Genomic DNA, 24,414 nt, shown 5'->3' with positions numbered 1-24,414 from the left:
ATATTAGGAGTTTTTAGATGATCGTAAAAATTTGCGGAATTACAACACATGAAGCTGCCCGGGCTGCGGTGGATGCAGGTGCCGATCTGTTAGGCTTTGTATTTGCCAAAAGCAAGCGTCGCATTGAACCGGAATTGGCAGCGGAGATTATTGCCGGAATCAAGGGCAAGGCCAAAACAGCAGGTGTTTTTGTGAACGAACATCCAGATGAAATAAACCGGATCCAGTCCATCGCCGGACTTGATTATATCCAGCTGCATGGCGATGAAAGTACTGATTATATAAACGGTTTGAGGCTGCCGGTTATAAAAGCCTTTGGCATCGGCAAGCAGGAAGACCTGAATAAGCTTGCTTCATACCAGGCGGATTATTTTTTGCTTGATAGCCCGAAAGGAAAATATCAAGGAGGAAACGGGATTGCCATTGATCAGCAAATACTTGACCCGGACGCTCTTCCCTTGAATAAGGTCATCCTGGCAGGAGGGCTTACGCCTGAAAATGTAAGCTCGGCCATCAAAGCCGTCCAGCCGGCCGGTGTAGATGTTTCAAGCGGAGTGGAAACAAATGGCATGAAGGATTTGGATAAGATATACCGATTTGTTAACAATGCCAAATTAACAGTCTATTAAAGGAGATGGAATAAGATGAGCACCTATGTACAGCCAGACCAAAACGGACATTTCGGCCCTTACGGAGGAAGGTTCGTTCCCGAAACACTAATGACCGCCGTATTGGAACTCGAAAAAGCCTATGACGAAGCAATACAGGATGATAATTTTCAAAAGGAGATGGAGTATTACCTGACCCAGTATATCGGGCGCGAAAATCCACTCTATTATGCTGAAAATCTCACAAAATATGCCGGCGGTGCAAAAATATATTTAAAACGGGAAGACCTGAACCATACAGGTGCCCATAAGATCAATAATACAATCGGCCAGGCGCTTTTGACCGCCAGGATGGGGAAGAAAAAGGTTGTTGCTGAAACAGGTGCCGGCCAGCATGGCGTTGCTACTGCGACGGTTTGTGCATTGTTGAATTTGGAATGCATCATTTTTATGGGCAAGGAAGACGTCGCCCGCCAAAAGCTGAATGTATTCCGGATGGAACTTCTTGGGGCCAAGGTAGTCTCGGTGGACCAGGGGAGCGGCACACTTAAAGATGCCGTCAATGAAGCGTTAAGATATTGGGTTGCCAATGTGGATGATACCCATTATATAATGGGCTCCGTTCTTGGACCGCATCCGTTCCCGAAAATTGTCCGTGATTTCCAAAGCGTAATTGGAAACGAAACGAAACGGCAGTTTTCAGAAATTACCGGCGGCCTGCCGGATGCCATTGTAGCCTGTATCGGCGGCGGCAGCAACGCGATGGGGATGTTCTATCCATTTATCGAGGATTCAGGAGTATCTTTGGTTGGAGTAGAGGCGGCAGGAAGCGGAATAGACACAGAGAAGCATGCAGCTACATTAACAAAAGGGAAGAAAGGAATCCTGCATGGTTCCCTGATGTATTTATTACAGGATGATGATGGCCAAATCCAGGAAGCGCACTCGATTTCAGCAGGCCTTGATTATCCGGGAGTAGGACCTGAGCACAGTTTATTAAAGGACATGGGCAGGGTGCAGTATGCATCTGTGACTGATAAAGAAGCTTTGGATGCTTTCATATTGCTTTCCCGTACAGAGGGGATTATCCCAGCCTTGGAAAGCTCCCATGCGGTTGCCTATGCAGTTGGTCACGCAAAGGAGATGAGGCCTGAACAAAATCTTGTGATTTGTCTGTCAGGCAGGGGAGACAAAGACGTGGAAACAATCCAGAAGCTGATGGGAGGACATTCAATTGGGTAAGGAAAGACTGGAACAGGCATTTGAAAAGTGCAGCCAAAAAGGCGAAAAAGCTTTTATACCTTATATTATGGCGGGTGACGGAGGCCTTGATATATTAAAGCAGCAGCTGCTTTTTCTGCAAGAAGCGGGGGCTGATGCAGTCGAATTGGGTATTCCTTTTTCGGATCCGGTTGCAGACGGGCCGGTCATACAGGAGGCAGGCAAGCGCGCCCTTCAACAGGGAGTTTCCCTGAGAGGCATTTTAGAGACTTTAACCTCCATTCGCACGGAAATTAAAATTCCTATTATTCTTATGACCTATCTAAACCCGGTGTTTACATACGGGGCCGGGCAGTTTGCTGCTGATTGCGCGGCTGCTGGAGTGGACGGATGTATCATTCCCGATATGCCGCTGGAAGAAGAAGGAATCATATCCGGGGAGTTAAAACAATCGGGTATTGCTTTGGTACGGCTTGTGACATTGACAAGCCCGGCAGAGCGGATAAAGAAAATCGCTGACGGAGCGGAAGGGTTTCTGTATGCAGTGACCATCAAAGGCACAACAGGGGCAAGGGATCATTTTGAAGAGGAAACCGGACGCTTTTTGCAGCAGGTACGGTCTGTAAGCAACGTACCAGTGTTGGCGGGTTTTGGGATATCCACCCCGCAGCACGTTCGCGAAGCAGGTAAATATTGCGATGGTACGGTTGTTGGCAGCAAGATCATCCAATTGCTTTCTGCTGCAGCATTTAATGAGATTACCGATTTGATTCAAGCGGCAAAAGGGAAAGTGCTGTCTTAAAAATTTTGTACTTTCAAATTGTGACATGTAAAAAGGGCTGGATACGGATCCAGCCCTTTACTTATAATATGAAATCCGCAGTAGATGTCGAATTGTCATAGGATATGTTTATCCGAGTTTATACAGGGGTATTAAATGGTCAAACGCATCACTGATTTTTTTTACTAAGTCATCGCCTGATAGTTTGACCGCTTCTTCGCGGGGAATTTGAATGCCGCAAAGGATTTCTGCTTTTTTCACGGACTGGAGACGTTTGAACATGGATTTCAATTCCTCTATAGAAAGGCCTTCATGAGGAATGACCTCAGGCTTTGTATGGTCGAGTGACCAAACAAATTCATCCGGAATCATATCTTTTACTTTTTGGGCGTTCTGTTCCAGGGTTTTTCCGAACTCGGTCTTGTTGGGTGCTTCATAAATCACTGCAAACCAAATGAATAAATGGGTCTCCCATAAGCCAATCTGGAAGTGGGGCATCATTTTATATCCCCTTTTATTGGCGGCAAAAGCAACCCATGTATCTTTCGGGGGGTTCACCGTCCTTCTTGCGTGCTTAGCAACATGGGCAAACATCTCATCCCCGGTCTTGGCAGATAACTCCTGTGAAAAATGGGTGCCAAGCGTTTGAAGCTTTGGCCAAATCCGGTCCTGTAATGCTTCCATTCGGCCGTCTAGGCCATCTATTTTAAAAACATTAAAATCGCTGGCAATAAATTGTTCCATTTCCTTCCTCCTGTAACTTTTACTACATATATTGTAGCATAGGGGTTGCTTAAATGAAAAAAATTACTATAGATGATGGATTCGCCGGATTCGATTTAGGTTATTGCACAAATTTGTTGCGATTTGGCGAGGGACGTCATAATATAGTAAAAAAATATATCTGAAAATTTAGTTAATTATTCGAGAGGAGAAGATACAGGATGAAACAAGTTATGAATCAGGCATTAAAAGCGAAAGAAGTTGAAAAACATAGAGCAGCAGTATTGAGAATGGAAATGGATTATGAGCTTGCTACCTTATTCGAGGCTATCGGAGAAAAAAATGAGCAGAAAAAAAATCAATGCAAACAGAAGCTTGAGCGCATCCGCTTGGAATTATTGAGACTTAAAGCGCTGTAGCAACAGGTTTTGGAAGAAAATAAGGAGAAAAAAAGCCGGAAATGAGAATTTACAATCTTAACGGAATAATGAAGATTTAGGACGGACACTTTCTTGTAAAAATAAAGTGTCCGTCTTTTATCATCCCACTACAGAATACATAGATGCCAAGCGCTGATGAGCAGGTGGGAGTTGAATCTACTTGGAGCAAGCCAAAAATATTGAAATATGTAATCAGAACAAAAAAACCTGGCAGAATTTGTTCCAATCAGAAGTTTTTCTCAGGCTGGAAGAAAAAGCAGACAAAGCGCAAAAGAACAATGGGCAGGCGGACCATAGCCGGTTTGATTTGGTACTAAGCAAAAAAGGTAAGTTCAAGAATCTGCAATGTTGAAGAATTTGGCAGCATAAAGTAATCTGAATAAAACCGGTTGTAAATGGACCAATATTCTTTCTTATTGGCTGCCACTGTAAATAGCCATAATAAATATGTGTTTTTCTAATAGTAGGGATGTTTGATCAAATGAGCGGAGGATCAGGTATGACGAATTGGAAGCAAATTGATACATATGCGAAGAAATGGATTGAAGAAGCGGGGGAAAAGCTTAGATGCTCTTTTGAAAAAAAGCTGAACATTGAAACAAAAACGAATCCGAATGATCTTGTTACGAACATGGACAGGGAAACTGAGCAATTCTTTCTGGATAAGATAACGGAAACTTTCCCGGGCCACAGGGTTCTGGGAGAGGAAGGAATGGGAGATGCAGTAAGTGATTTAAAAGGAATCGTCTGGATTATCGACCCCATTGACGGAACGATGAACTTCATTCACCAGCAAAGGAACTTCGCCATATCCATCGGCATCCTTGAAGATGGAATTGGGAAAATAGGGCTCGTGTATGATGTCGTCCATGACGAATTATATCATGCATTCAAGGGGCAAGGCGCCTATATGAACGACAAGGAAATTCCAAAGCTTAAGGAAGTGGCCGTCAAGGAAGCCATTCTTTCCTTAAATGCGACATGGGTTACCGAAAATAAGAAACTCGACCCATCCATACTTGCGCCGCTTGTCCGGGACGTAAGAGGGACAAGGTCATATGGTTCGGCAGCGCTTGAATTGGCCTTCGTGGCAGCTGGCAGGCTGGATGCATATATTACACCAAGGCTTTCTCCATGGGATTTTGCAGGAGGGGCGATTTTGATTGAAGAGGCAGGCGGGGAGGTAAGCGATCTCTATGGGAACCCTTTGGATTATATAAAGGGAGGCTCCTTGTTTGTGTCCAAGCCTGGCCTCCATAAAGAAATTAGGGAGAACTACTTGAAGAATTTGTGAAAAAACGCCGCATGCAAGCGGCGTTTTTTCAGGGTTATTATTCAATCTTTTTTTGTTCTTTTTCACGCAATTTTCTCTTCTTCGTAAAGCCGTAGCCCATAATAACAAAAAGAGCGAGTATACTAAGAATGATCCCGATTGTGCTCCCCTCGCCTATTGCGATGCCTGTCCAGGCCATGCTTGCTGCGGCAAGGAGTGCAAGAAGCAGGAAGTTCCATTGCATTTCCTTCATAATCTTCACCTCATTTTATTAAAACATAAGTAATTCGACTTGTCATTTTTAGATGTGCACGTACATGGATTTACTGGCGCCGACGATCAGATGAAGTCCTGGCGGTTTTAGTCGGCCCCGAAGTGCACAGCGCCCGTCTCCGGTCTTTCACAGGACAAGGAAAGATTCCGGTATGATACATCACCCGATGGAAAGCGTAGCTTTTCGAGGAGTTAGTGACATCGGCGTTCGCCACAGGACGTGCCAAAAGTTAGTCGAAGTTTCTTTTAAACAGGTGGCATCCTCTTTTCTTATGATTGTACAGAATTTCTTTCTTTGTTTCTACTATGATTGTGATATAATATGTAAGTTAATGGGACAGACATTATATACCTAGGAGTGAATTTATTGAAATCTCGTAATGATATACGCAATATAGCGATCATTGCCCACGTTGACCATGGGAAAACGACGCTGGTAGACGAACTATTGAAACAATCCGGTACATTCCGTGCGAATGAGCACGTTGAAGAACGCGCAATGGATTCCAATGACCTTGAAAGAGAGCGTGGAATCACGATCCTGGCGAAAAATACAGCCGTTCAATATAAAGATACAAAAATCAATATCCTTGATACACCTGGCCACGCCGATTTTGGCGGTGAAGTGGAGCGGATCATGAGAATGGTTGACGGCGTAGTGCTTGTTGTGGATGCTTATGAAGGTACAATGCCCCAAACACGGTTTGTATTAAAAAAAGCATTAGAACAAAAAATTACTCCGATTGTCGTTGTAAATAAAATTGACAAAGACTCCGCCCGTCCAGAGGAAGTTATTGATGAGGTCCTTGATTTATTCATCGAGCTTGGCGCTGATGAAGAGCAGCTTGAATTCCCCGTTATTTATGCTTCAGGCATAAACGGTACAGCAAGCGTTGATCCGGATCCGGCCAAACAGGAACCAACAATGGAACCATTATTTGAAACAATCGTAGACACGATTCCTGCTCCTGTTGATAACCGTGAAGAGCCGCTGCAATTCCAGGTGGCGTTACTTGATTATAATGATTATGTCGGACGTATCGGGATTGGCCGTGTATTCCGTGGAACGATGAAGGTCGGCCAGCAGGTTTCTTTAATGAAGCTTGATGGCACTGTCAAGTCATTCCGTGTGACAAAGATTTTCGGCTTTATCGGCTTAAAGCGTGTTGAAATCGAAGAAGCGGTTGCCGGAGACCTTGTAGCTGTTTCCGGTATGGAAGACATCAACGTAGGGGAAACCGTAACACCGGTAGAACATCAGGAAGCACTTCCAGTATTGCGTATTGATGAGCCTACTTTGCAAATGACTTTCCTTGTCAATAACAGTCCGTTTGCTGGCCGTGAAGGTAAATATGTGACATCAAGAAAGATTGAAGAAAGGTTAAAGAGCCAACTAGAAACAGATGTTAGCTTGCGGGTTGAAGATACAGATTCACCTGATGTGTGGATTGTATCCGGCCGTGGTGAACTTCATTTGTCTATCTTAATTGAAAACATGAGGCGTGAAGGCTACGAGCTTCAGGTTTCCAAGCCTGAAGTTATCGTCAAGGAAATTGACGGCGTCCGCTGTGAGCCTGTTGAGCGAGTGCAAATTGATGTTCCGGAAGAGCATACAGGTGCAATAATGGAATCAATCGGTGCACGTAAGGGCGAGATGCTTGATATGATTAATAATGGAGGCGGCCAGGTCCGTCTGATTTTTAACGTGCCTGCACGCGGTTTAATTGGATATTCAACGGAATTCCTTACGCTTACGCGCGGCTATGGGATCATGAACCATTCATTTGACAGCTACCAGCCAATGCAGACCGGCCAAGTCGGCGGACGAAGGCAGGGTGTGCTTGTATCCATGGAAACCGGTAAATCCACTCAATACGGGATTATGGGTGTAGAGGACCGCGGCGTCATTTTCGTTGAGCCGGGCACTGAAATTTATGAAGGTATGATTGTGGGAGAGCATAACCGTGAAAATGATTTAACGGTTAACATCGTAAAAGCGAAGCAAATGACTAACATGCGTTCAGCGAACAAAGATCAGACAACCTCCATGAAAAAACCAAGAATTATGTCTCTAGAGGAGTCATTGGAATATCTGAACGACGATGAATATTGTGAAGTGACACCGGAATCGATTCGCCTTCGTAAAAAGATTCTGGATAAAAATGAACGGGAAAAAGCGGCAAAAAAGAAAAAATACGCTGAAACAAACTAAGGTTTATCCAGGGGGGAAAAGGAATGAATGTCGAGGAGCGGCTGTCTTTCTTTGCGGCACTGTTTAATGTAGATAAAAATCCAGAGGCCGGAATGTGGTATTTATACGCCACGGTTTTTGTACTATGTGTGATCGTCTATAAGCTCGGATTTGCGAAAAAACTGCCCGTACTGAAAAATGTCATCATCTATGCCGTAATGGCAATAGGATGCTCGCTTCTTTCATTCCTTGCCGTATTCCTGCCTGTCGGCGAAGGGCTTGTCATTGCCGCTCTGGTTCTCGGCATATATAAATATCGCCTGCATAACCATAAAAAAGAAGAGCGGGCCTAAAGCATGCAATATTTACAGGATACGCTTTATAACTGGCTTACCATTAAAGTTGTCTGTGAGGCACGTCCTGATGATACTGCTGCAAGAGATACAAGACTGCTTTTTGAGCAGATGCTGCGGGAAAAGCACCAAGCAGTAATCTTAGGTGTCCAAAAAGAAGAACCCTTTTATTATGTCGAGTATTTTGTCAATCAGGAGGAAAAGACAGCACGGTTCCCTATTGAGCTGATTGATGTGATGCTTGGGCAAATAGAAGCAGAGCCGGAGAAATATATGAATTATGAAGAATGAAAAAACCGTGAGTCCAGTGGACCCACGGTTTTTCTTTTTGGCAAAGATGAGTCCTACCATTCATCATCCTTGATCGCGCTCCGGTATAAGCGGAAATTTCCTGATTCAATCCGGGCATTTGTTTTTTCTTCGATTCTTTGATGGCAGCTCTTGCACATATATGTATGGATCGGCCGGTTCCTGAGCTTTTTGGCTTCAGGGGAAAAATCAGGAATCGTCTCGATGGTATCGCAAATTACGCATTTTACCCGCATGGCAATAACCTCTTTTCTGATTTGAAATATAATTTCTGTTGCATGCGCATTCTTAAACTTGCATTTTCATTTACATAATAAAAGTATAACATGTTTACTGCTTTACGAATATTTGTATAAGGCAAAAGGATTTCATATACTTACATTATCATCCTGCAATCTGATCAATACAGAGACAATTTCCGCTTAGTGAATGGAGGCTATCACAATGGCTAATCTGGTAGAACCCGTATTAATCCGCCCGTTATTTGAAAAACTGCAGCAGGACCAATATGTGATATTGGCCACGGTCGATCATGAAACAGGTGGTCCGAATGTAAATGCGATTTCCTGGCTTACCGCACGCAGCGAGAAACTCATATACCTTGCTGTGGATAACCGTTCAAGAATTGTCGAAAATATTAAAGTGAATAAAAATGCGGTCATTACCCTTATTGCGAATGAGTCCACTTATTCAATAAGTGGAAACGCCAAGGTGAAAGAGGAATATTTACAGGGTGTCCCCCTCAAACTCGCCCTTATTGAAATTTCGGTGAAGGAAGTAAGGGATATCATGTTTTATGGCTCAAAAATCACTGTTGAACCGCGGTATGATAAAACCTATGACGAACTTGCGGCGGAAAAGCTGGATAAACAAGTAAAAGAAGCGATGATAAAACATTGAACCCATGCAATTTTCATAAAGAAAGGCCCGCGGAGTGCGGGCCTCTACCTTTCCTTATCCTTATAATGATTAGACTGCTTATCTTGCTGCCGTTCCATAATCCTTCTTTCCTTTTGGCTGCCCATTTCCTTTTTTTCATCCTCCAAGGAATTTGTTTGGGGTGGGCCAAAGTGATCACCGGGACCATCGGGAATGACACGTCCCGTTATATCGGCGAGTTCATTCATAATCCCTTGGATTGGACGGCCGTTTTGGATATCCTGGGCCATTTCCCTTATCCTCGCGTTTGTGTCCGCATCAGCAACTACCACGGCATTTGCTCCAGCAGGATCTTCGCTTAGCGCTTGGGCCACGGAATATTTGACTGTCCCCACCTCTGAGCGCTCGAGATTTGCGTCCACATCGATCCCGACTACCGCGTAATTCCCCAGAACCACTGCCGTTGCATCATTGACATGGCCAACCCCCTCGGCAAGGCGGGCAAGCCTTCCCGCTACCTGCTTGCCATTTTTCTTGTCAATGTCTCTTATGGCTGTATTTTGCACCTGTGACGTCTGAGGGTGATTGTCCCTGTTCTCAACGGCATTATTGTCTGAATTGCATCCAGCTATAAACAAAAAAGCAATTGCCGCATACCAATATTTCTTCACGTGCATATCCTCCATCCCTGGCATTTTGTTCATAGTATTCAAATGTTCTTCTATCTTTATGCAAATAGACATATATTTTAGCAACAGTCTCGTCCACGGCATAAACTAAAGTAGCAATAAATACGGGCATAGTGGACATTTCCAGAATGAACAGGCAGGGGGCGTCATATTGGGCAAAATCTATGTATTAGATACCAATGTCTTGTTGCAGGACCCTTATTCGATTTTTTCCTTCGAAGACAATGAAGTAGTCATTCCAGCAGTTGTACTTGAGGAAGTGGATTCGAAAAAGAGGTATATGGACGAAATAGGGAGGAACGCAAGACAAGTATCGAAATTGATTGATGGCTTTCGTGAAATAGGAAAGCTTCATGAAAAAATACCGCTTCATAATGGCGGTTTTCTCAGAATCGAATTAAATCACAGGTCATTTCATGAACTCCAGGAAATATTTGTTGAAAAAACAAATGATAATAGAATATTGGCTGTAGCAAAAAATTTGTCCCTCGAAGAACAAACAAAAGAAAATGGCAGGACAGTCATTCTGGTGTCAAAAGATACATTAGTCCGGGTCAAGGCTGATGCAATCGGGCTTACCGCAGAGGATTTCCTGAATGACCGGGTTGTGGAAATGGACCATATATACAACGGCCTCCAGGAGTTTTTTGTCCCGAAAGAAGTCTTGGACAGGTTTTATGAAAAAGGCAGCCTTCCCGCCACCGATATTACCAACAAACCGTTTTACCCCAATGAATTCGTCATATTAAAGGATGCGCTGGGCGGATCTTCTTCAGCAATCGCGATTGTTGATAAGTCTGGCTCGATAGTCAAAAAGCTGGTATTCGACCAGGAACATATATGGGGGATAAAGCCGAGGAATGTACAGCAGACGATGGCTATGGAAATCCTCCTTCGTTCCGACCTTCCCCTGGTGTCCTTGATCGGTAAAGCGGGAACGGGGAAAACACTGCTTGCATTGGCTGCGGGATTGATGCAGACAGAGGACCTCGGGCAATATAAAAAACTGCTTGTAGCACGTCCGATTGTACCGGTTGGCAAGGATATCGGATATTTGCCGGGCGAGAAGGAAGAAAAATTGAGGCCGTGGATGCAGCCAATTTTTGATAATCTGGAGTATTTATTCAATACGAAAAAACCTGGCGAGCTGGATGCCATTCTCGCAGGCATGAGTTCCATTGAGGTCGAAGCTTTGACTTATATCAGGGGTAGGAGCATACCGGACCAGTTCATCATCATTGACGAGGCGCAAAACCTGACAAAGCATGAAGTGAAAACGATACTCACACGGGTGGGGGACCGAAGCAAAATAGTGTTGATGGGTGACCCGGAACAAATCGACCACCCTTATTTGGATGAATATAATAATGGACTGACTTACGTTGTCGAAAAGTTTAAAGACCAGTCGATTGCCGGCCATATTAAGCTTATCAAAGGAGAGCGCTCGGGCCTTGCCCAGCTGGCGGCCAACATTTTGTAGGGTGTAATGAAAGATTTTTCGCCCATTCCTTTTAATGGGAGCTTAAAGGAATGGGCCGAAAAACGTCATTCGACCCGGAACGATCTAACTTGTTTAATTGGAGTGGCAAAGTTTGCACCATCCCCAAAATAAACATAGACGGGCCCGTCTTCACGCAAAGGCTGGCCCTTTATGGAAAAGCCGAGAATAAAAGCTTTTGCGGCCTCTAAAGAATGGACGCTTTCGCCTGTTTCCGTTTCAATGATGACAGAAGAAGCTCCTTCATGTGGTTCCGCATTCTGTAGAAAGTGTTTAAACGGTATCCCGAATGTACCTGATAATACTTTTTCCTTTTCGAACTTTTTCTCTGTCTTTAATGTTGGCGGAAAAATGGCACCCTCGCGGATCTCCCTTTCCCAATGTTTGGACGTAGAAATCGTGTACTCCTCGAGTTCATTTATTTGTTGGGGTTCCTCATGGAAATACGTATCCAGGTCCACTTTTCTGTCATCAAAGATCCATACTCCCGGATCTAAAGTGATATTATATTTTACATCGCCCTTTATAAAAAGTATTGATTCCAATTCGTCCATTCCTTTCTGCTGCACGCTGCCTTTTTAGTATAGCGGCAAAAGAGGGGGAGTAACAATATATCCGACCGATTTTGCACAAAAATTCTGCACTCTGCATCCAAATGACCTCTTTAATGCGGCGTACCCTCTTAAATTGTCCTTCTATGTTCTTGCTTTTTTGCAAAAGTAAGGGTAGAATTTATAGATAAGATTTAATCGCTTCACAAGCGGGGGGATTTAATATGGCATCTGAAATGCTTGTCAATCATCGAGAAAAAGCCTTTGCTTTGCTTAAAGCTGATGCTGACAAGATATTAAAGCTCATAAAGGTACAAATGGATAATCTTACAATGCCTCAATGTCCTCTTTATGAAGAGGTTCTTGATACACAAATGTTCGGCTTATCCCGGGAAATTGATTTTGCTGTCCGGTTGGGATTAGTGGGAGAAGCTGACGGGAAATCCCTACTGGAAGCACTTGAAAGGGAATTATCGGCTCTGCATGAAGCTTCCCTTCGTAAATGAAGGTGCAAAGATAATAAATTACTCAAACAGATCGAAAGATTGTTTGAGTTTTTTTATATCGTTTTTTGCCGGGAAAGTACCTTGGCAGGAAAGTTGAATAGTATAACACTTTCGTTAAAAGTATGGCATATTGGTCAGAATATGGTATTATTAATGTACTCATAAAAAAACAGCAGCTTTGCATTTTTTTACTATGATAGTTTAATAATAATATTTACAAGATTGCGATAATTCGGTAATATCTTATAGCAAGAGCATGCATTTATTTTTGTGCTAAAAGGGTTTTATGATTTAAAGTAATGGGTAGAGTTGCAAGAATGAATCTGCTGCAATATCCATCGCTTTCAAATGTTTACATAAAAGAGTACGATTTCTATATCAGAAAAATAATAATGAAAACAAAGCAGTGAGAGAAATCTCTCACTCTTTTTTCAATAATAATTTGAAAAACATGAGATTAGGTAGGTGTAGGTAATGGGAACACGCATAAAAAAGGTACTTGCCGCCAACCGCGGCGAAATTGCCATCCGGATTTTCCGGGCCTGTACGGAGCTTGGAATACGTACAGTAGCCATTTATTCCAAGGAGGATTATGGCTCTTACCATCGCTATAAAGCAGATGAAGCCTATCTGGTGGGCGAGGGAAAAAAACCGATAGATGCATACCTGGACATTGAAGGGATCATAGAAATTGCCAAAAAAAGCGGGGTAGATGCCATACATCCCGGCTATGGTTTCCTGTCAGAAAATATCGAGTTTGCCCGCCGCTGTGAAGAGGAAGGCATCATATTCATCGGCCCTGAAACGGAACATCTTGATATGTTTGGAGATAAAGTGAAAGCCCGGCATCAGGCGGTGCTTGCAAAGATTCCGGTTATCCCGGGCAGTGACGGGCCTGTTCAGGGACTTGACGAAGTTATCTCATTCGGGGAAAAATACGGCTTCCCGATCATCATAAAAGCGTCGCTTGGCGGCGGTGGACGGGGCATGCGCATCGTAAACAATATGGAAGAGGTCCGCGAGGCATATGACAGGGCAAAATCGGAAGCCAAAGCTGCATTCGGGAATGATGAGGTTTATGTAGAACGCTTCATCCAAAACCCTAAGCATATCGAAGTGCAGATCCTTGGCGATAAGCATGGCAGCATCGTCCATCTTTATGAACGTGATTGCTCAGTCCAAAGAAGGCATCAGAAGGTTGTAGAGGTAGCGCCAAGCGTCGCTTTGTCCCCGCAATTAAGGGAAAAGATTTGCGATGCAGCTGTTAACCTCATGAAGAATGTGGATTATGTAAATGCCGGAACTGTAGAGTTTCTCGTTGCAAACGATCAATTTTATTTCATCGAAGTCAATCCCCGGGTCCAGGTGGAACATACCATCACCGAAATGATTACCGGCATTGACATTGTCCAATCTCAAATTATGATTGCAGAAGGACATAACCTCCATGAGGCACCGCTTGATATTCCTGTACAGGAAAACATACACACGATCGGTTATGCGATCCAGTCACGTGTAACTACCGAGGATCCCTTAAATAATTTCATGCCGGATACCGGAAAAATCATGGCCTATCGGTCCGGAGGCGGTTTCGGAGTCCGCTTGGACGCAGGCAATGCCTTTCAAGGGGCGGTAATCACGCCTTATTACGATTCGTTGCTTGTGAAGCTTTCTACACAGGCCCATACGTTCGAACAGGCAGCCTCAAAAATGGTAAGAAATTTAAAGGAGTTCAGGATTCGTGGAATAAAAACAAATATTCCGTTTCTTGAAAATGTCGTAAAGCATGAAAAGTTCCTGACAGGAGAATATGACACTTCATTCATCGATACGACACCGGAACTGTTCGCTTTCCCGGTACGGAAAGACCGTGGTACCAAAATGCTTAGCTATATCGGCAATGTCACTGTGAATGGCTTCCCGGGCATCGAGAAAAAGAATAAACCGATTTTCGATAAGCCGCAGGTCCCTATCGTCGGCCAGGATGTTTCTGTCCAGAATGGCACTAAACAGATACTTGACAGGAAAGGGGCAGAAGGGCTTGTAGAATGGGTGAAGGAGCAGAAAGAAGTATTGTTGACGGACACCACGTTCCGTGACGCGCACCAATCCCTGCTGGCGACAAGGATCCGTACTACGGATTTGCTGCATATCGCTGAGCCGACAGCAAAGCTATTGCCAAACCTGTTTTCGCTTGAAATGTGGGGCGGCGCGACATTTGATGTAGCGTACCGGTTCTTGAAAGAAGATCCGTGGGACAGGCTTCTGCACCTTCGTCAAAAAGCTCCAAACGTTTTATTCCAGATGCTTTTGCGCGCTTCCAACGCGGTGGGCTATAAAAACTATCCAGACAATGTGATACAGGAGTTTGTCGAGAAATCAGCCTATGCCGGAATCGATGTATTCCGCATCTTTGATAGCTTAAACTGGGTAAAGGGAATGGAAGTGGCGATTGATGCGGTCCGAAGTTCAGGAAAGATTGCGGAAGCTGCCATGTGTTACACAGGAGATATCAACGATCTAAACAGGGGAAAATACGATATCGGGTATTACAAAAACCTTGCGAGGGAATTGGAGAATCAAGGTGCACACATCCTCGGGATAAAGGATATGGCTGGTTTGCTAAAGCCGGAAGCTGCTTACCGATTAATTTCCGAGTTAAAGGAAACTGTTTCCATACCGATTCATTTGCACACTCATGACACAAGCGGAAATGGCATTTATATGTATGCAAGAGCGATTGCTGCCGGTGTCGATATCGTTGACACTGCACTTGGTTCCATGGCCGGATTGACCTCCCAGCCAAGTTCGGAGACGCTTTATTACGCATTGGAGGGGTCCGACAGACAGCCTAAAGCGGATGTTAATTCAATGGAACAGCTCTCCCACTACTGGGAAGGTGTACGGAAGTATTACACTGATTTCGAGAGCGGTATGAATGCACCTCATTCCGAGGTCTACAAGCATGAAATGCCTGGAGGGCAATACAGCAATCTCCAGCAGCAGGCTAAGGCAGTGGGATTAGGCGAGCGCTGGGCAGAGGTAAAGGAGATGTATTCCCGTGTCAACGCTCTTTTTGGAGATATCGTCAAAGTAACTCCATCTTCCAAAGTTGTCGGTGATATGGCTTTATTCATGGTCCAAAATGAATTGGACGAAGAGTCTGTATTGACAAAAGGCAAGTCGATCGATTTTCCGGACTCTGTGATTGAATTGTTCGAAGGATATTTGGGACAGCCGTATGGAGGGTTTCCAAAGGAACTCCAGGAGGTTATTTTAAAAGGGAAGAAGCCTATAACAGTACGGCCCGGAGAGCTGCTGGAAGATGTGAACTTCCAAACCTTGAAGGAAGAATTGTATAAAGAAATTGGAAGGCCGGTCACAAGCTTTGATGCCTTGGCATACGCCCTTTACCCGAAAGTATTCCTCGACTATGCAAAAACGATCGAGCAGTTTGGAGACATTTCGATGCTTGATACTGCCACATTCCTGTATGGAATGAGACTGGGTGAGGAAATTGAGGTGGAAATCGAGACAGGGAAAACCTTAATTGTGAAATTGGTTTCAATCGGACAGCCTCAGGTCGATGGAACCAGGGTCATCTATTTTGAATTGAACGGCCAGCAACGTGAAGTAGTCATTAAGGATGAAAGCATCAAATCCGCAGTACAGGCGAAGATGAAGGCAGATCCTAAAAATGAGTCCCATATTGGGGCAACAATGCCTGGTACTGTTATAAGAGTCGTGGCCCAAAAGGGAGAAAAGGTCAACCAGGGCGACCATTTGATAATCACAGAAGCGATGAAAATGGAAACAACCGTGCAGGCGCCATTCTCCGGTACAATCAAGGATATATATGTTTCAAACGGCGAAGCGATCAGTACTGGTGATTTGTTAATTGAGATTTCGAAGTGAGAATAAAGAGAGCCATCTTTCTATTTGAAAGATGGCTCTTTGCCTTGGAAGGTTATTGGGCTGCTGCATTATTAGCAACACCCCGCTCTTCCCTTTCCCTGAACGTGGTAGCTGCTTGTTCCAAAGCATTTTCATTTTTTCTGCTACGGGATGAAAGAAGGAGCATGTAACTCATTACGCCAAAAAAACATGAAATGAAAAGGGCATGTCCAAGAGCAATATACAGGTTAAGCCTTGAAAAAATGATAAACGCCCCGGCGATTACCTGTAAGAATACCAATGCCATGGATGAGATCCAGCCCCAGTACAAAACTTTTTGGTGCTTATGATTCCTGATAACAAGGACCGTTGCGTAGGCTACCCACAGGAATATGAGCCCGGCAGCAGCCCTGTGGCCCATTTGTACCCACTCATACAAGTTGTCTGGAAGCAGGTTGGCAGAGTTAGTGCAGAGAGGCCAATCCTTGCAAACCAGGCTGGCGTTTGTGTGCCTGACCAAAGCTCCGGTATACACTACGATAAATGAGTACATCATGATTCCTTGAATATGGAACCTCACCCTTTTATCAATGACCAGCTTCTCCGCTTCAAACTTCTTGTCGACTTCAAATATCAAAAGAGTCAACAGGAATACGGATGCAAAAGAAATTAAGGAAATGCCGAAATGCAGAGCCAACACAAAATCGGATTGCCCCCAGATGACTGCCGCCGCCCCAATCAATCCCTGTGCCAATAGGAAGAAGAATGATAACAGGGAGAGAAACTTTGTTTCCCTTATATGTCCGATCGTTCGCCACGACCATATGGAAAGGATTAGGACCATCAAGCCGACACTGCCGGAAACGAGCCTGTGGGCAAGCTCGATAATGAGCTCCGCGGTAATCTGGGTTGGAACGAATTGCCCGTTGCACAATGGCCAAGACCTGCCGCATCCCATTCCGGATTCCGTTTTCGTTACCAGCGCTCCCCCGAGCAGGATCAGGAGCATGCCGACTGTTGTTAAAACCGCGAACCATTTTAACGCTCGATGCATTGTTTTTCACCTTCTTCATACTTGGCTAATTAGGTAAGCATACGGCTTTCCTAACGCAAAAAGTGGAACTTCCCTATGTCCAACCCTTAAAAAGGCAGGAAATCAGTGGATTTTCTCTCTCTCATACTCATCAAGTGTATTTTACAAGATTACTATTTATTAAATGTACAATAAAGCGTTCTCTTTTCTTTCTAGATATTACACAACTTGCTACGAATTTACAAGATTTTAAAAAATTTGCCGAACCATCGATTTTTCCATTTTTTATGATGGAAAGTTTACAAACATGCCTAAAAGACCAGTGCTGTTTTCCGGTTTCCTGGGCTTATCTTCTCCCTGTTCTAGAGGTTTGCTGGGAAATCACGGACGTCCAATAAGGTTCCATTGCTTCTCGATTGCGGAAAATATACTGTGACAGACCGGGAAAAGCGGTTTCACAAATAAGACAAGAATTATACAAAAAAAATTCACAAAAGAATAGTAAAGTGTGATTTAATATACAGAAGAAGGGTGGCAATTATTCAAAATTATAGAAAATATTATTCTTAGCATTTAAATAGGAAATAAATGCCAGCTTAATTTTTAATGGACTTCCTCAGTCGCTAATATAGAAAAGTTGGAAAAAATGATTTATAGTATTGATTATATGATTTCTTATTTGCGGAATTTGTTGAAGGAGTGAATAGAATGTCTAGTACAAGGGCTTTGACTGAACCTGGCATAAAGGACAGTGACTCAACCCTTCATACCCCAGGGTCGGCAACGACGGCCTGGAAGGATTTCATGGCCCTTATCAAGATTGGGATCGTCAATTCCAATTTGATTACAACATTTACAGGTTTGTGGCTGGCCCTTCATTTTTCAGGCGAGCATTTTTTCAATAACCTGGATACGATGTTTTTTGTTCTTGCTGGGTCTTCGTTGATCGTTGCGGGATCCTGCAGTTTAAATAATTATATTGACCGAGACATAGACCATTTGATGGAGAGGACCAAAAACAGGCCGACAGTTACCGGGAAGGCAAATCCGGCGAAGGTGCTGGCCCTCAGCCTGGGATTGATAGCGGCAGGGACAATCCTGCTTGCTTTCACAAACTTTACTACAGCAGCCATCGGGCTTTTCGGCGTTTTTTCGTATGTTGTGCTGTATACGCTAATCTCTAAACGCAGGTTTGTCTCTAACACGATTGTGGGAAGTGTGTCCGGAGCGGTGCCGCCACTGATTGGCTGGGCAGCTGTTGATCCGGATTTAAGTTTGCTTGCCTGGATGCTGTTTCTAATTATGTTCATCTGGCAGCCTCCACATTTCTATGCAATCGCCATGAAGCGCTGTGAAGAATACAGGGCAGCGGGCATTCCAATGCTGCCGGTTGTAAAAGGCTTCAAAAGGACGAAAAGGTCTATGGTATTATGGGTCGCTTGCTTGCTACCGATTCCTTTTTTCCTTGTTCCGCTTGGAACACCCCTTGTCATTTTGGCAAGCATTTTGAATGTCGGGTGGCTTATTCTTGGAATCTGTGGGTACAGGATGAAGGATGACCTGAAGTGGGCTAGGTTGATGTTTGTATATTCCTTAAATCATATGACCATTCTTTACGTTGCGATGGTAATAGTTACATTGGTTTAATACAGAACAATGTGTATTTATAAGATAGGATTGCCTGATGGTCTGGATATTTTTTTCGGCATCAGGCAATCAAATCATAATTATTGGGGAAACACCTTGTACCCCTGCCGTCTGGCAGGAAAAAGCGCTGTACCTCATACATATCTGGTGTGGGATTCACAAAATTTAAAACGCTGTCATCGAACGGCGTCCTGAGATGATTCCTTTTTTATAGGAATTCTTTCTTATTGTTAGAAATTGATATAGAGAGAATTTTCAAAATCAGCGCAAATCTTTTTGACTTGTGAGAAATTTTACGAAAGAGGGGTTTCTAAAGCTATGAGGAAAAGGCTGCAAAAATGGCGTATAGCTTCATTATTTGCAATATTGGCACTTTTGCTGGCCGGTTGTGGAGAACCATTTGTATCTGCATTACAGCCAGCTGGTGAAGTTGCAAAGAGGCAATACGACCTCATGATCCTAAGTACATCGATCATGGTATTGGTAATTATTGCTGTAGTAGTAATATTTTTAATAGTGATTTTTCGTTTCCGCCGCAAAGAAGGGGACAAGTCAATTCCTAAACAAATTGAAGGAAACCACAAACTTGAAATCATATGGACTGTTATCCCTATCCTTCTTTTATTGATCTTGGCAGTGCCAACTGTAACTGCTACATTTGATTTTGCTGATACCAAAGCTATGGAAAAGAAAGACAAGGATGGCAAAACAAAAGATGCCCTTGTTGTGAATGTGCGGGCAAATCTTTACTGGTGGGAATTCGAATATCCGGATCTGGGTATCGTAACGAGCCAGGATTTAGTAGTTCCAACAGATGAAAAGGTTTACTTCAATTTAACTGCTTCCGATGTTAAGCACTCCTTCTGGATACCTGCTGCCGGCGGCAAGATGGATACGAACGTTGAGGGAGAAAATCAATTCTGGCTGGAATTTGATAGCAAAAAAGCAGAAAATGTCAAAGATGTGTTTTATGGAAAGTGCGCAGAGCTTTGCGGACCATCACATGCTTTGATGGACTTTAAAGTAAAGACGAAATCCCGTGCCGAGTTCGACCAATGGGCGGCTGACATGAAAAAGGTTAAAAAGCCAGTTGCAGAAGGTGACTTAGCAAAACAAGGTGAAGCAGTCTTCAATAAGAGCTGCATCGGATGTCATGCTGTAACACCTAATGACAGCAGGCCTGAACAAGCTCGACAGGCGCCGAACCTTGCCACATTCGGTGAACGTGAACGAATCGCTGGAGTGTTGGAACATGATGAAGAAAATCTGAAAAATTGGATCAAAGATCCTGAACAATTTAAGCCGGGCAACACGATGACGGGCACCTATAAAGTAACCGATGAACAGGTTGACGCACTTGCTGCGTACTTAATGGGTCTTAAAGTGGAAGAAAAATAGGGGATAAAATCATAGATTGATAGACAGAGGGAGGATAAACTGTGAGTACCTACGCTCAGAAAAAAGGATTTGGCGCTACGGTTTGGGATTACCTTACAACGGTAGACCATAAGAAAATCGCCATTTTGTACCTTATCGCTGGCGGACTGTTCTTCGTTGTCGGAGGACTCGAAGCGATGTTCATCAGAATTCAGCTCGCAGTCCCGGACAATGATTTTATTAGTGCCGGATTGTATAATGAAATATTAACAATGCATGGAACGACAATGATTTTCCTGGCAGCAATGCCTTTAGTTTTCGCATTTATGAATGCTGTTTTACCGCTTCAAATAGGAGCACGTGATGTTGCATTTCCTTTTGTAAATGCATTAGGATTTTGGTTATTCTTCTTTGGGGGTGTATTCCTTAACCTATCATGGTTCTTGGGGGGAGCACCGGATGCGGGCTGGACATCGTATGCGTCTTTGTCCTTGCATTCTGAAGGGCACAATGTGGATTTCTATGTGCTCGGCCTTCAAATCTCCGGGATTGGTACGTTAATCGGAGGGATAAACTTCCTGGCGACGATAATAAATATGCGGGCTCCAGGTATGACATATATGCGTATGCCATTGTTTACCTGGTCATCATTCGTAGTTTCTGCTCTAATCTTATTCGCTTTTCCTCCATTAACTGTTGGATTGGTTTTAATGATGTTTGACCGTATGTTCGGATCTAACTTCTTTGATGCTACAGCGGGCGGAAATACAATTATCTGGGAACATTTATTCTGGATTTTCGGTCACCCTGAAGTATATATTTTGATCCTGCCGGCTTTCGGAATATTTTCAGAAATTTTTGCTACATTTTCGAGAAAAAGATTGTTTGGATATTCTTCAATGGTATTCGCGACAGTCCTTATTGGTTTCTTAGGGTTCATGGTTTGGGCTCACCATATGTTTACGGTAGGTATGGGCCCGATTGCAAACGCAATTTTTGCGGTGGCTACGATGGCAATTGCGGTTCCAACCGGTATCAAAATTTTCAACTGGATGTTTACGATGTGGGGAGGAAGCATCAAGTTCACAACACCAATGTTGTACGCTACAGCCTTCATTCCTTCGTTTGTTGCCGGTGGTGTAACAGGTATCATGCTTGCCGCAGCACCTGCGGATTATCAGTATCATGACAGCTATTTCGTAGTTGCCCACTTCCACTATGTAATAGTTGGAGGCGTAGTATTTGGTTTATTAGCTGGTACGCATTTCTACTGGCCAAAGATGTTTGGTACAATGCTAAATGAAAAATTGGGTAAGATTTCGTTTTGGCTGTTCTTGATTGGTTTCCACTTAACATTCTTTATCCAGCATTTCCTTGGATTAATGGGTATGCCTCGCCGTATATTCACTTATCTTCCAGGACAAGGCTTTGAAACAGGAAACCTGATAAGTACGGTAGGAGCATTTTTTATGGCGGTTGCGGTTCTTATCTTACTGATAAATATAATCATGACTTCTATCAAAAATGAAAGAGTCGGTAACGATCCATGGGAAGATGGGCGTACACTTGAATGGGCGATTCCATCTCCTCCGCCATTTTATAACTTTAAACAGCTTCCTCTCGTACGCGGCCTGGATGCTTACTGGGTGGAAAAGATGGAAGGTAAAAATGGAATGACCCCGGCTGAACCGCTTGGTGATATTCATATGCCAAACTCATCCATTCTACCTCTGGTGATGTCATTTGGCCTGTTCGTTGCTGCTTTCGGAGCAATGTACCATGTCGATGATAAGAGCTGGGCAATACCTGTACTTGTAATTGGCCTGCTCATTACCTTTGGGGCGATGTTTATCCGTTCGGTAAAGGATGACCATGGTTTCCATATCCACAAGGAAGATCTGTTAGATGACGATGATAAGGGGGCTAAGGCATAATGCACGCAGAAGAAAAATTCACAGATGCCACCTGGCCTGCTTCTCCTGAAACAGCAACCCTGGAAGGCAAGAATAAATTCCTGGGATTCTGGTTATTCCTGGGAGGAGAGACTGTATTATTCGCATCACTTTTTGCTACCTACCTGGCATTGAAGGATAAAGTTCCGGATTCAAGCCATAAACTGGCTAAAGATATTTTCGAACTTCCATTAACATTTGTTGCGACAATGCTGCTGTTAACCAGTTCATTGACGAGTGTATATGCGATGTACCATATGAAAAATAACCATTTCCAGAAAATGCAGGCCTGGTTATTGATAACTGTTTTGCTTGGCGCGGCTTTCCTCGGACTGGAAGTGTATGAATTCAACCATTATGTCCATGAATTCAAACATACCTTTACCAGCAGTGCATTTGGATCTGCGTTCTACACTCTAGTTGGATTCCATGGGGCCCACGTTGCTGTCGGTTTAGCCTGGATCCTGACATTGATGCTGCGGAATGCAAAACGCGGCCTAAATCTATACAATGCACCTAAGTTTTATGTTGCGAGTCTTTATTGGCATTTCATTGATGTTGTATGGGTATTTATCTTTACTGTAGTATATTTAATGGGAATGGTGGGATAAACTGATGGCGAATGATCAATCAAATTCAGCTAACCCGAATGTGAATTTAAAATACCGGCGCAAAAAAAATGCTGAGGAAATGAAACATCAAGTAATTACCTTCACGTTGATGATCTTCTTTACCTTACTTGCGTTTTTGGCAGTTGCCTATGACGGATTCTCACATTGGTTCATTGTACCTTTTATTCTTTTGCTTGCTGCAGTCCAGGTAGCTTTCCAGCTATATTACTTCATGCATATGAAGCATAGAGGCCATAACACGATTGCTTTGTTCATGTACTCAGGGGCTTTAGTCGGGGCAATTACGATTCTGACATTTATAACCATTACCTGGATTTAAGTAAATCAGAAAATCGGCTATGATCTATAGCCGATTTTCTTTTTAGGCCGGTTTATAATTTAAAATGATATTATTATTTTGTACTTGGTGAACAGATTTGAATTCTTTATCCATACAGAAGTAATAATAACCTTCTTTAAGTTATCCTTTAGATTGTCCATGTTTGAAGCCATGTTGTATAATATTCTTAAAATGAAGGAATTTTTCAGAGGTGATATAATGTCGATCGATATTTTTGGTTTCCGAGCATTGTGGAGCCCTTACTTCCTTGTCGCCCTGGTCTTGATTACGCTTGCTTATTTCTTGCTGGTAACGAGGTATCGAACAAAGTTTTCAGGCAGTGAGCCGGTAACGAAGAAGCAAAGTACCCTTTTTGTTATTTTCATGGCATTATTGTACGTCATAAAAGGATCACCGATAGATTTATTGGGTCATATCATGTTCAGTGCCCATATGATTCAGATGGCTTTCTTATATTTAGTAATGCCGCCTTTACTCATATTAAGCATCCCTGACTGGCTATGGAGGCAGGTTTTCTCCTTTTCAGCTATCGATAGTATATTTAGAAGATTAACAAAGCCTCTAATCGCGTTGCTCGTTTTTAATCTTACGTTCTCTTTCTATCATATTCCGCTTGTTTTTGATTTTGTCAAAACGGATATGTGGCTGCACGCGCTTTATACGGTTGTTCTTTTCTTTACGGCCCTTTTCATGTGGTATCCCCTTGTCAATCAGCTGCCTGAGAAGGAGAGCTTATCAGGTTTGTATAAGATCGGATATATCTTCGGTAACGGTATTTTATTGACGCCTGCGTGTGCCTTGATCATTTTCGCCGATAATCCGATGTATGATACCTTCACTAATGCTTCTGCGTGGGCGAAGGCAATGGAATTGTGTGTCCCTGCATCCCAGCTTTCCGGTTTGCAGCTTAGCGGACCCGAGATGTTTAACGGCCTTCCTCTCTTGGAGGACCAGCAGCTTGGCGGCGTCCTAATGAAGATCATCCAGGAAATCGTATATGGGATCGTGCTCGCTTATGTTTTCTTCGCGTGGTTTCGAAAGGAAAACGGCGCAGTGGATAAAGTTGATCCGCTGCCCGTTGATGTACAAACGATAGAATAATATTTTGACCAGCCTTGTCCATATTTGGCAAGGTCTTTTTTTGGGAACATCGAAAAAATTGGACATTATTGAGCATTCTGTTAAGAATCTGCTATTTCGTTGAGTTTTCCTGATGCCTTTTATAAAATGAATAAGATGGGATA

25 protein-coding genes are annotated in these 24,414 nt (G+C 43.4%); 19 read left to right on the top strand and 6 right to left on the bottom strand.

The annotated features are described in order from the left end of the window. Window positions 1-17: 17 nt before the first annotated feature. From D0466_RS11830 to trpA, 3 genes are read left to right on the top strand one after another with little or no spacing between them, the layout of a single operon-like run. Entirely contained in the window at window positions 18-629 is a 612-nt protein-coding gene (locus D0466_RS11830) for a phosphoribosylanthranilate isomerase (protein ID WP_117322786.1), read from the top strand. Window positions 630-644: 15 nt separating this feature from the next. Next, a complete protein-coding gene (gene trpB, locus D0466_RS11825; protein ID WP_117322785.1) occupies window positions 645-1,850 on the top strand; it encodes a tryptophan synthase subunit beta in 1,206 nt (401 codons plus the stop codon). Further along, window positions 1,843-2,631, top strand: a complete 789-nt coding sequence (gene trpA / locus D0466_RS11820) for a tryptophan synthase subunit alpha (protein ID WP_117322784.1) — start codon at window positions 1,843-1,845, stop codon at window positions 2,629-2,631. Before trpB ends, trpA begins: the two co-directional genes overlap by 8 nt. Before the next feature lie 108 nt (window positions 2,632-2,739). On the opposite strand, the gene D0466_RS11815 is transcribed toward trpA, so the two are convergent. Continuing rightward, a complete protein-coding gene (locus D0466_RS11815) occupies window positions 2,740-3,354 on the bottom strand; it encodes a YktB family protein (RefSeq protein ID WP_117322783.1) in 615 nt (204 codons plus the stop codon). Window positions 3,355-3,554: 200 nt separating this feature from the next. On the opposite strand from D0466_RS11815, the gene D0466_RS11810 reads away from it, so the two are divergent. From D0466_RS11810 to D0466_RS11800, 3 genes are all read left to right on the top strand, one after another. Continuing rightward, window positions 3,555-3,752, top strand: coding sequence for a hypothetical protein (locus tag D0466_RS11810; protein ID WP_117322782.1), 198 nt, complete (start codon window positions 3,555-3,557; stop codon window positions 3,750-3,752). Between the two features lie 181 nt (window positions 3,753-3,933). Further along, window positions 3,934-4,125, top strand: coding sequence for a hypothetical protein (locus D0466_RS11805; protein ID WP_117322781.1), 192 nt, complete (start codon window positions 3,934-3,936; stop codon window positions 4,123-4,125). Between the two features lie 147 nt (window positions 4,126-4,272). Next, window positions 4,273-5,067: an inositol monophosphatase family protein gene (locus tag D0466_RS11800; protein WP_117322780.1), complete on the top strand. Its 795-nt coding sequence runs from the start codon at window positions 4,273-4,275 to the stop codon at window positions 5,065-5,067. Between the two features lie 37 nt (window positions 5,068-5,104). Here the strand turns inward: D0466_RS11800 and D0466_RS11795 are convergent, their stop codons facing one another. Further along, window positions 5,105-5,299, bottom strand: coding sequence for a YlaF family protein (locus D0466_RS11795; RefSeq protein ID WP_117322779.1), 195 nt, complete (start codon window positions 5,297-5,299; stop codon window positions 5,105-5,107). Window positions 5,300-5,677: 378 nt separating this feature from the next. Here D0466_RS11795 and typA point away from each other — a divergent pair, with 378 nt between their 5' ends. Genes typA through D0466_RS11780 form a run of 3 tightly spaced genes read left to right on the top strand, consistent with a single transcriptional unit; the run spans window position 5,678 to window position 8,154 of the window. Further along, window positions 5,678-7,531 carry a translational GTPase TypA gene (gene typA / locus D0466_RS11790; protein WP_325048714.1) on the top strand — a complete coding sequence of 618 codons (1,854 nt, stop codon included), beginning with the start codon at window positions 5,678-5,680 and terminating at the stop codon, window positions 7,529-7,531. A gap of 23 nt (window positions 7,532-7,554) precedes the next feature. After that, window positions 7,555-7,863, top strand: a complete 309-nt coding sequence (locus D0466_RS11785; RefSeq protein ID WP_117322777.1) for a YlaH-like family protein — start codon at window positions 7,555-7,557, stop codon at window positions 7,861-7,863. Window positions 7,864-7,866: 3 nt separating this feature from the next. After that, window positions 7,867-8,154 (top strand): hypothetical protein, encoded by a 288-nt coding sequence (locus D0466_RS11780; protein ID WP_117322776.1) that lies wholly within the window; start codon window positions 7,867-7,869, stop codon window positions 8,152-8,154. A gap of 53 nt (window positions 8,155-8,207) precedes the next feature. Here the strand turns inward: D0466_RS11780 and D0466_RS11775 are convergent, their stop codons facing one another. Further along, on the bottom strand, window positions 8,208-8,408 hold the full coding sequence (locus tag D0466_RS11775) for a YlaI family protein (RefSeq protein ID WP_117322775.1): 201 nt from the start codon (window positions 8,406-8,408) through the stop codon (window positions 8,208-8,210). A gap of 208 nt (window positions 8,409-8,616) precedes the next feature. On the opposite strand from D0466_RS11775, the gene D0466_RS11770 reads away from it, so the two are divergent. After that, window positions 8,617-9,072 (top strand): pyridoxamine 5'-phosphate oxidase family protein, encoded by a 456-nt coding sequence (locus D0466_RS11770; RefSeq protein WP_117322774.1) that lies wholly within the window; start codon window positions 8,617-8,619, stop codon window positions 9,070-9,072. Between the two features lie 44 nt (window positions 9,073-9,116). On the opposite strand, the gene D0466_RS11765 is transcribed toward D0466_RS11770, so the two are convergent. Continuing rightward, window positions 9,117-9,722 (bottom strand): YhcN/YlaJ family sporulation lipoprotein, encoded by a 606-nt coding sequence (locus D0466_RS11765; RefSeq protein WP_233522623.1) that lies wholly within the window; start codon window positions 9,720-9,722, stop codon window positions 9,117-9,119. Between the two features lie 169 nt (window positions 9,723-9,891). Here D0466_RS11765 and D0466_RS11760 point away from each other — a divergent pair, with 169 nt between their 5' ends. Then, a complete protein-coding gene (locus tag D0466_RS11760; RefSeq protein ID WP_117322773.1) occupies window positions 9,892-11,220 on the top strand; it encodes a PhoH family protein in 1,329 nt (442 codons plus the stop codon). Between the two features lie 65 nt (window positions 11,221-11,285). Here D0466_RS11760 and D0466_RS11755 read toward each other — a convergent pair whose 3' ends face one another. Next, on the bottom strand, window positions 11,286-11,783 hold the full coding sequence (locus D0466_RS11755; protein WP_117322888.1) for a peptidyl-prolyl cis-trans isomerase: 498 nt from the start codon (window positions 11,781-11,783) through the stop codon (window positions 11,286-11,288). 230 nt (window positions 11,784-12,013) lie between these two features. Between D0466_RS11755 and D0466_RS11750 the strand changes: the two genes are divergently transcribed. Together D0466_RS11750 and pyc are read left to right on the top strand one after the other, a co-directional pair. Next, complete coding sequence (locus D0466_RS11750) at window positions 12,014-12,295, top strand: YlaN family protein (protein WP_117322772.1); 282 nt, start codon at window positions 12,014-12,016, stop codon at window positions 12,293-12,295. A 474-nt stretch (window positions 12,296-12,769) separates the two neighbouring features. Beyond that, window positions 12,770-16,210, top strand: coding sequence for a pyruvate carboxylase (gene pyc, locus D0466_RS11745; protein ID WP_117322771.1), 3,441 nt, complete (start codon window positions 12,770-12,772; stop codon window positions 16,208-16,210). A gap of 52 nt (window positions 16,211-16,262) precedes the next feature. Here the strand turns inward: pyc and D0466_RS11740 are convergent, their stop codons facing one another. After that, window positions 16,263-17,243, bottom strand: coding sequence for a COX15/CtaA family protein (locus D0466_RS11740; RefSeq protein WP_117322770.1), 981 nt, complete (start codon window positions 17,241-17,243; stop codon window positions 16,263-16,265). Between the two features lie 687 nt (window positions 17,244-17,930). Here D0466_RS11740 and cyoE point away from each other — a divergent pair. The 6 genes from cyoE (at window position 17,931) to ctaG (ending at window position 24,271) form a co-directional block, all read left to right on the top strand. Continuing rightward, on the top strand, window positions 17,931-18,869 hold the full coding sequence (gene cyoE, locus D0466_RS11735; RefSeq protein WP_117322769.1) for a heme o synthase: 939 nt from the start codon (window positions 17,931-17,933) through the stop codon (window positions 18,867-18,869). A 318-nt stretch (window positions 18,870-19,187) separates the two neighbouring features. Further along, entirely contained in the window at window positions 19,188-20,267 is a 1,080-nt protein-coding gene (gene coxB, locus D0466_RS11730) for a cytochrome c oxidase subunit II (protein ID WP_117322768.1), read from the top strand. Window positions 20,268-20,308: 41 nt separating this feature from the next. Further along, entirely contained in the window at window positions 20,309-22,180 is a 1,872-nt protein-coding gene (gene ctaD, locus D0466_RS11725) for a cytochrome c oxidase subunit I (RefSeq protein ID WP_117322767.1), read from the top strand. Continuing rightward, window positions 22,180-22,809 carry a cytochrome (ubi)quinol oxidase subunit III gene (locus D0466_RS11720; RefSeq protein ID WP_117322766.1) on the top strand — a complete coding sequence of 210 codons (630 nt, stop codon included), beginning with the start codon at window positions 22,180-22,182 and terminating at the stop codon, window positions 22,807-22,809. The genes ctaD and D0466_RS11720 overlap by 1 nt, the downstream gene beginning before the upstream one ends. A gap of 4 nt (window positions 22,810-22,813) precedes the next feature. Beyond that, window positions 22,814-23,149, top strand: a complete 336-nt coding sequence (ctaF, locus tag D0466_RS11715; RefSeq protein WP_117322765.1) for a cytochrome c oxidase subunit IVB — start codon at window positions 22,814-22,816, stop codon at window positions 23,147-23,149. A 219-nt stretch (window positions 23,150-23,368) separates the two neighbouring features. Next, window positions 23,369-24,271 carry a cytochrome c oxidase assembly factor CtaG gene (ctaG, locus tag D0466_RS11710; protein WP_117322887.1) on the top strand — a complete coding sequence of 301 codons (903 nt, stop codon included), beginning with the start codon at window positions 23,369-23,371 and terminating at the stop codon, window positions 24,269-24,271. Window positions 24,272-24,414 lie beyond the last annotated feature (143 nt).

The sequence above is a fragment of the Peribacillus glennii genome (assembly GCF_003429105.1).
GTDB lineage: Bacteria > Bacillota > Bacilli > Bacillales > DSM-1321 > Peribacillus > Peribacillus glennii.
The sequence above is the reverse complement of the archived record's forward strand: the minus strand, read 5'-3'. Positions and strand labels throughout refer to the sequence as shown.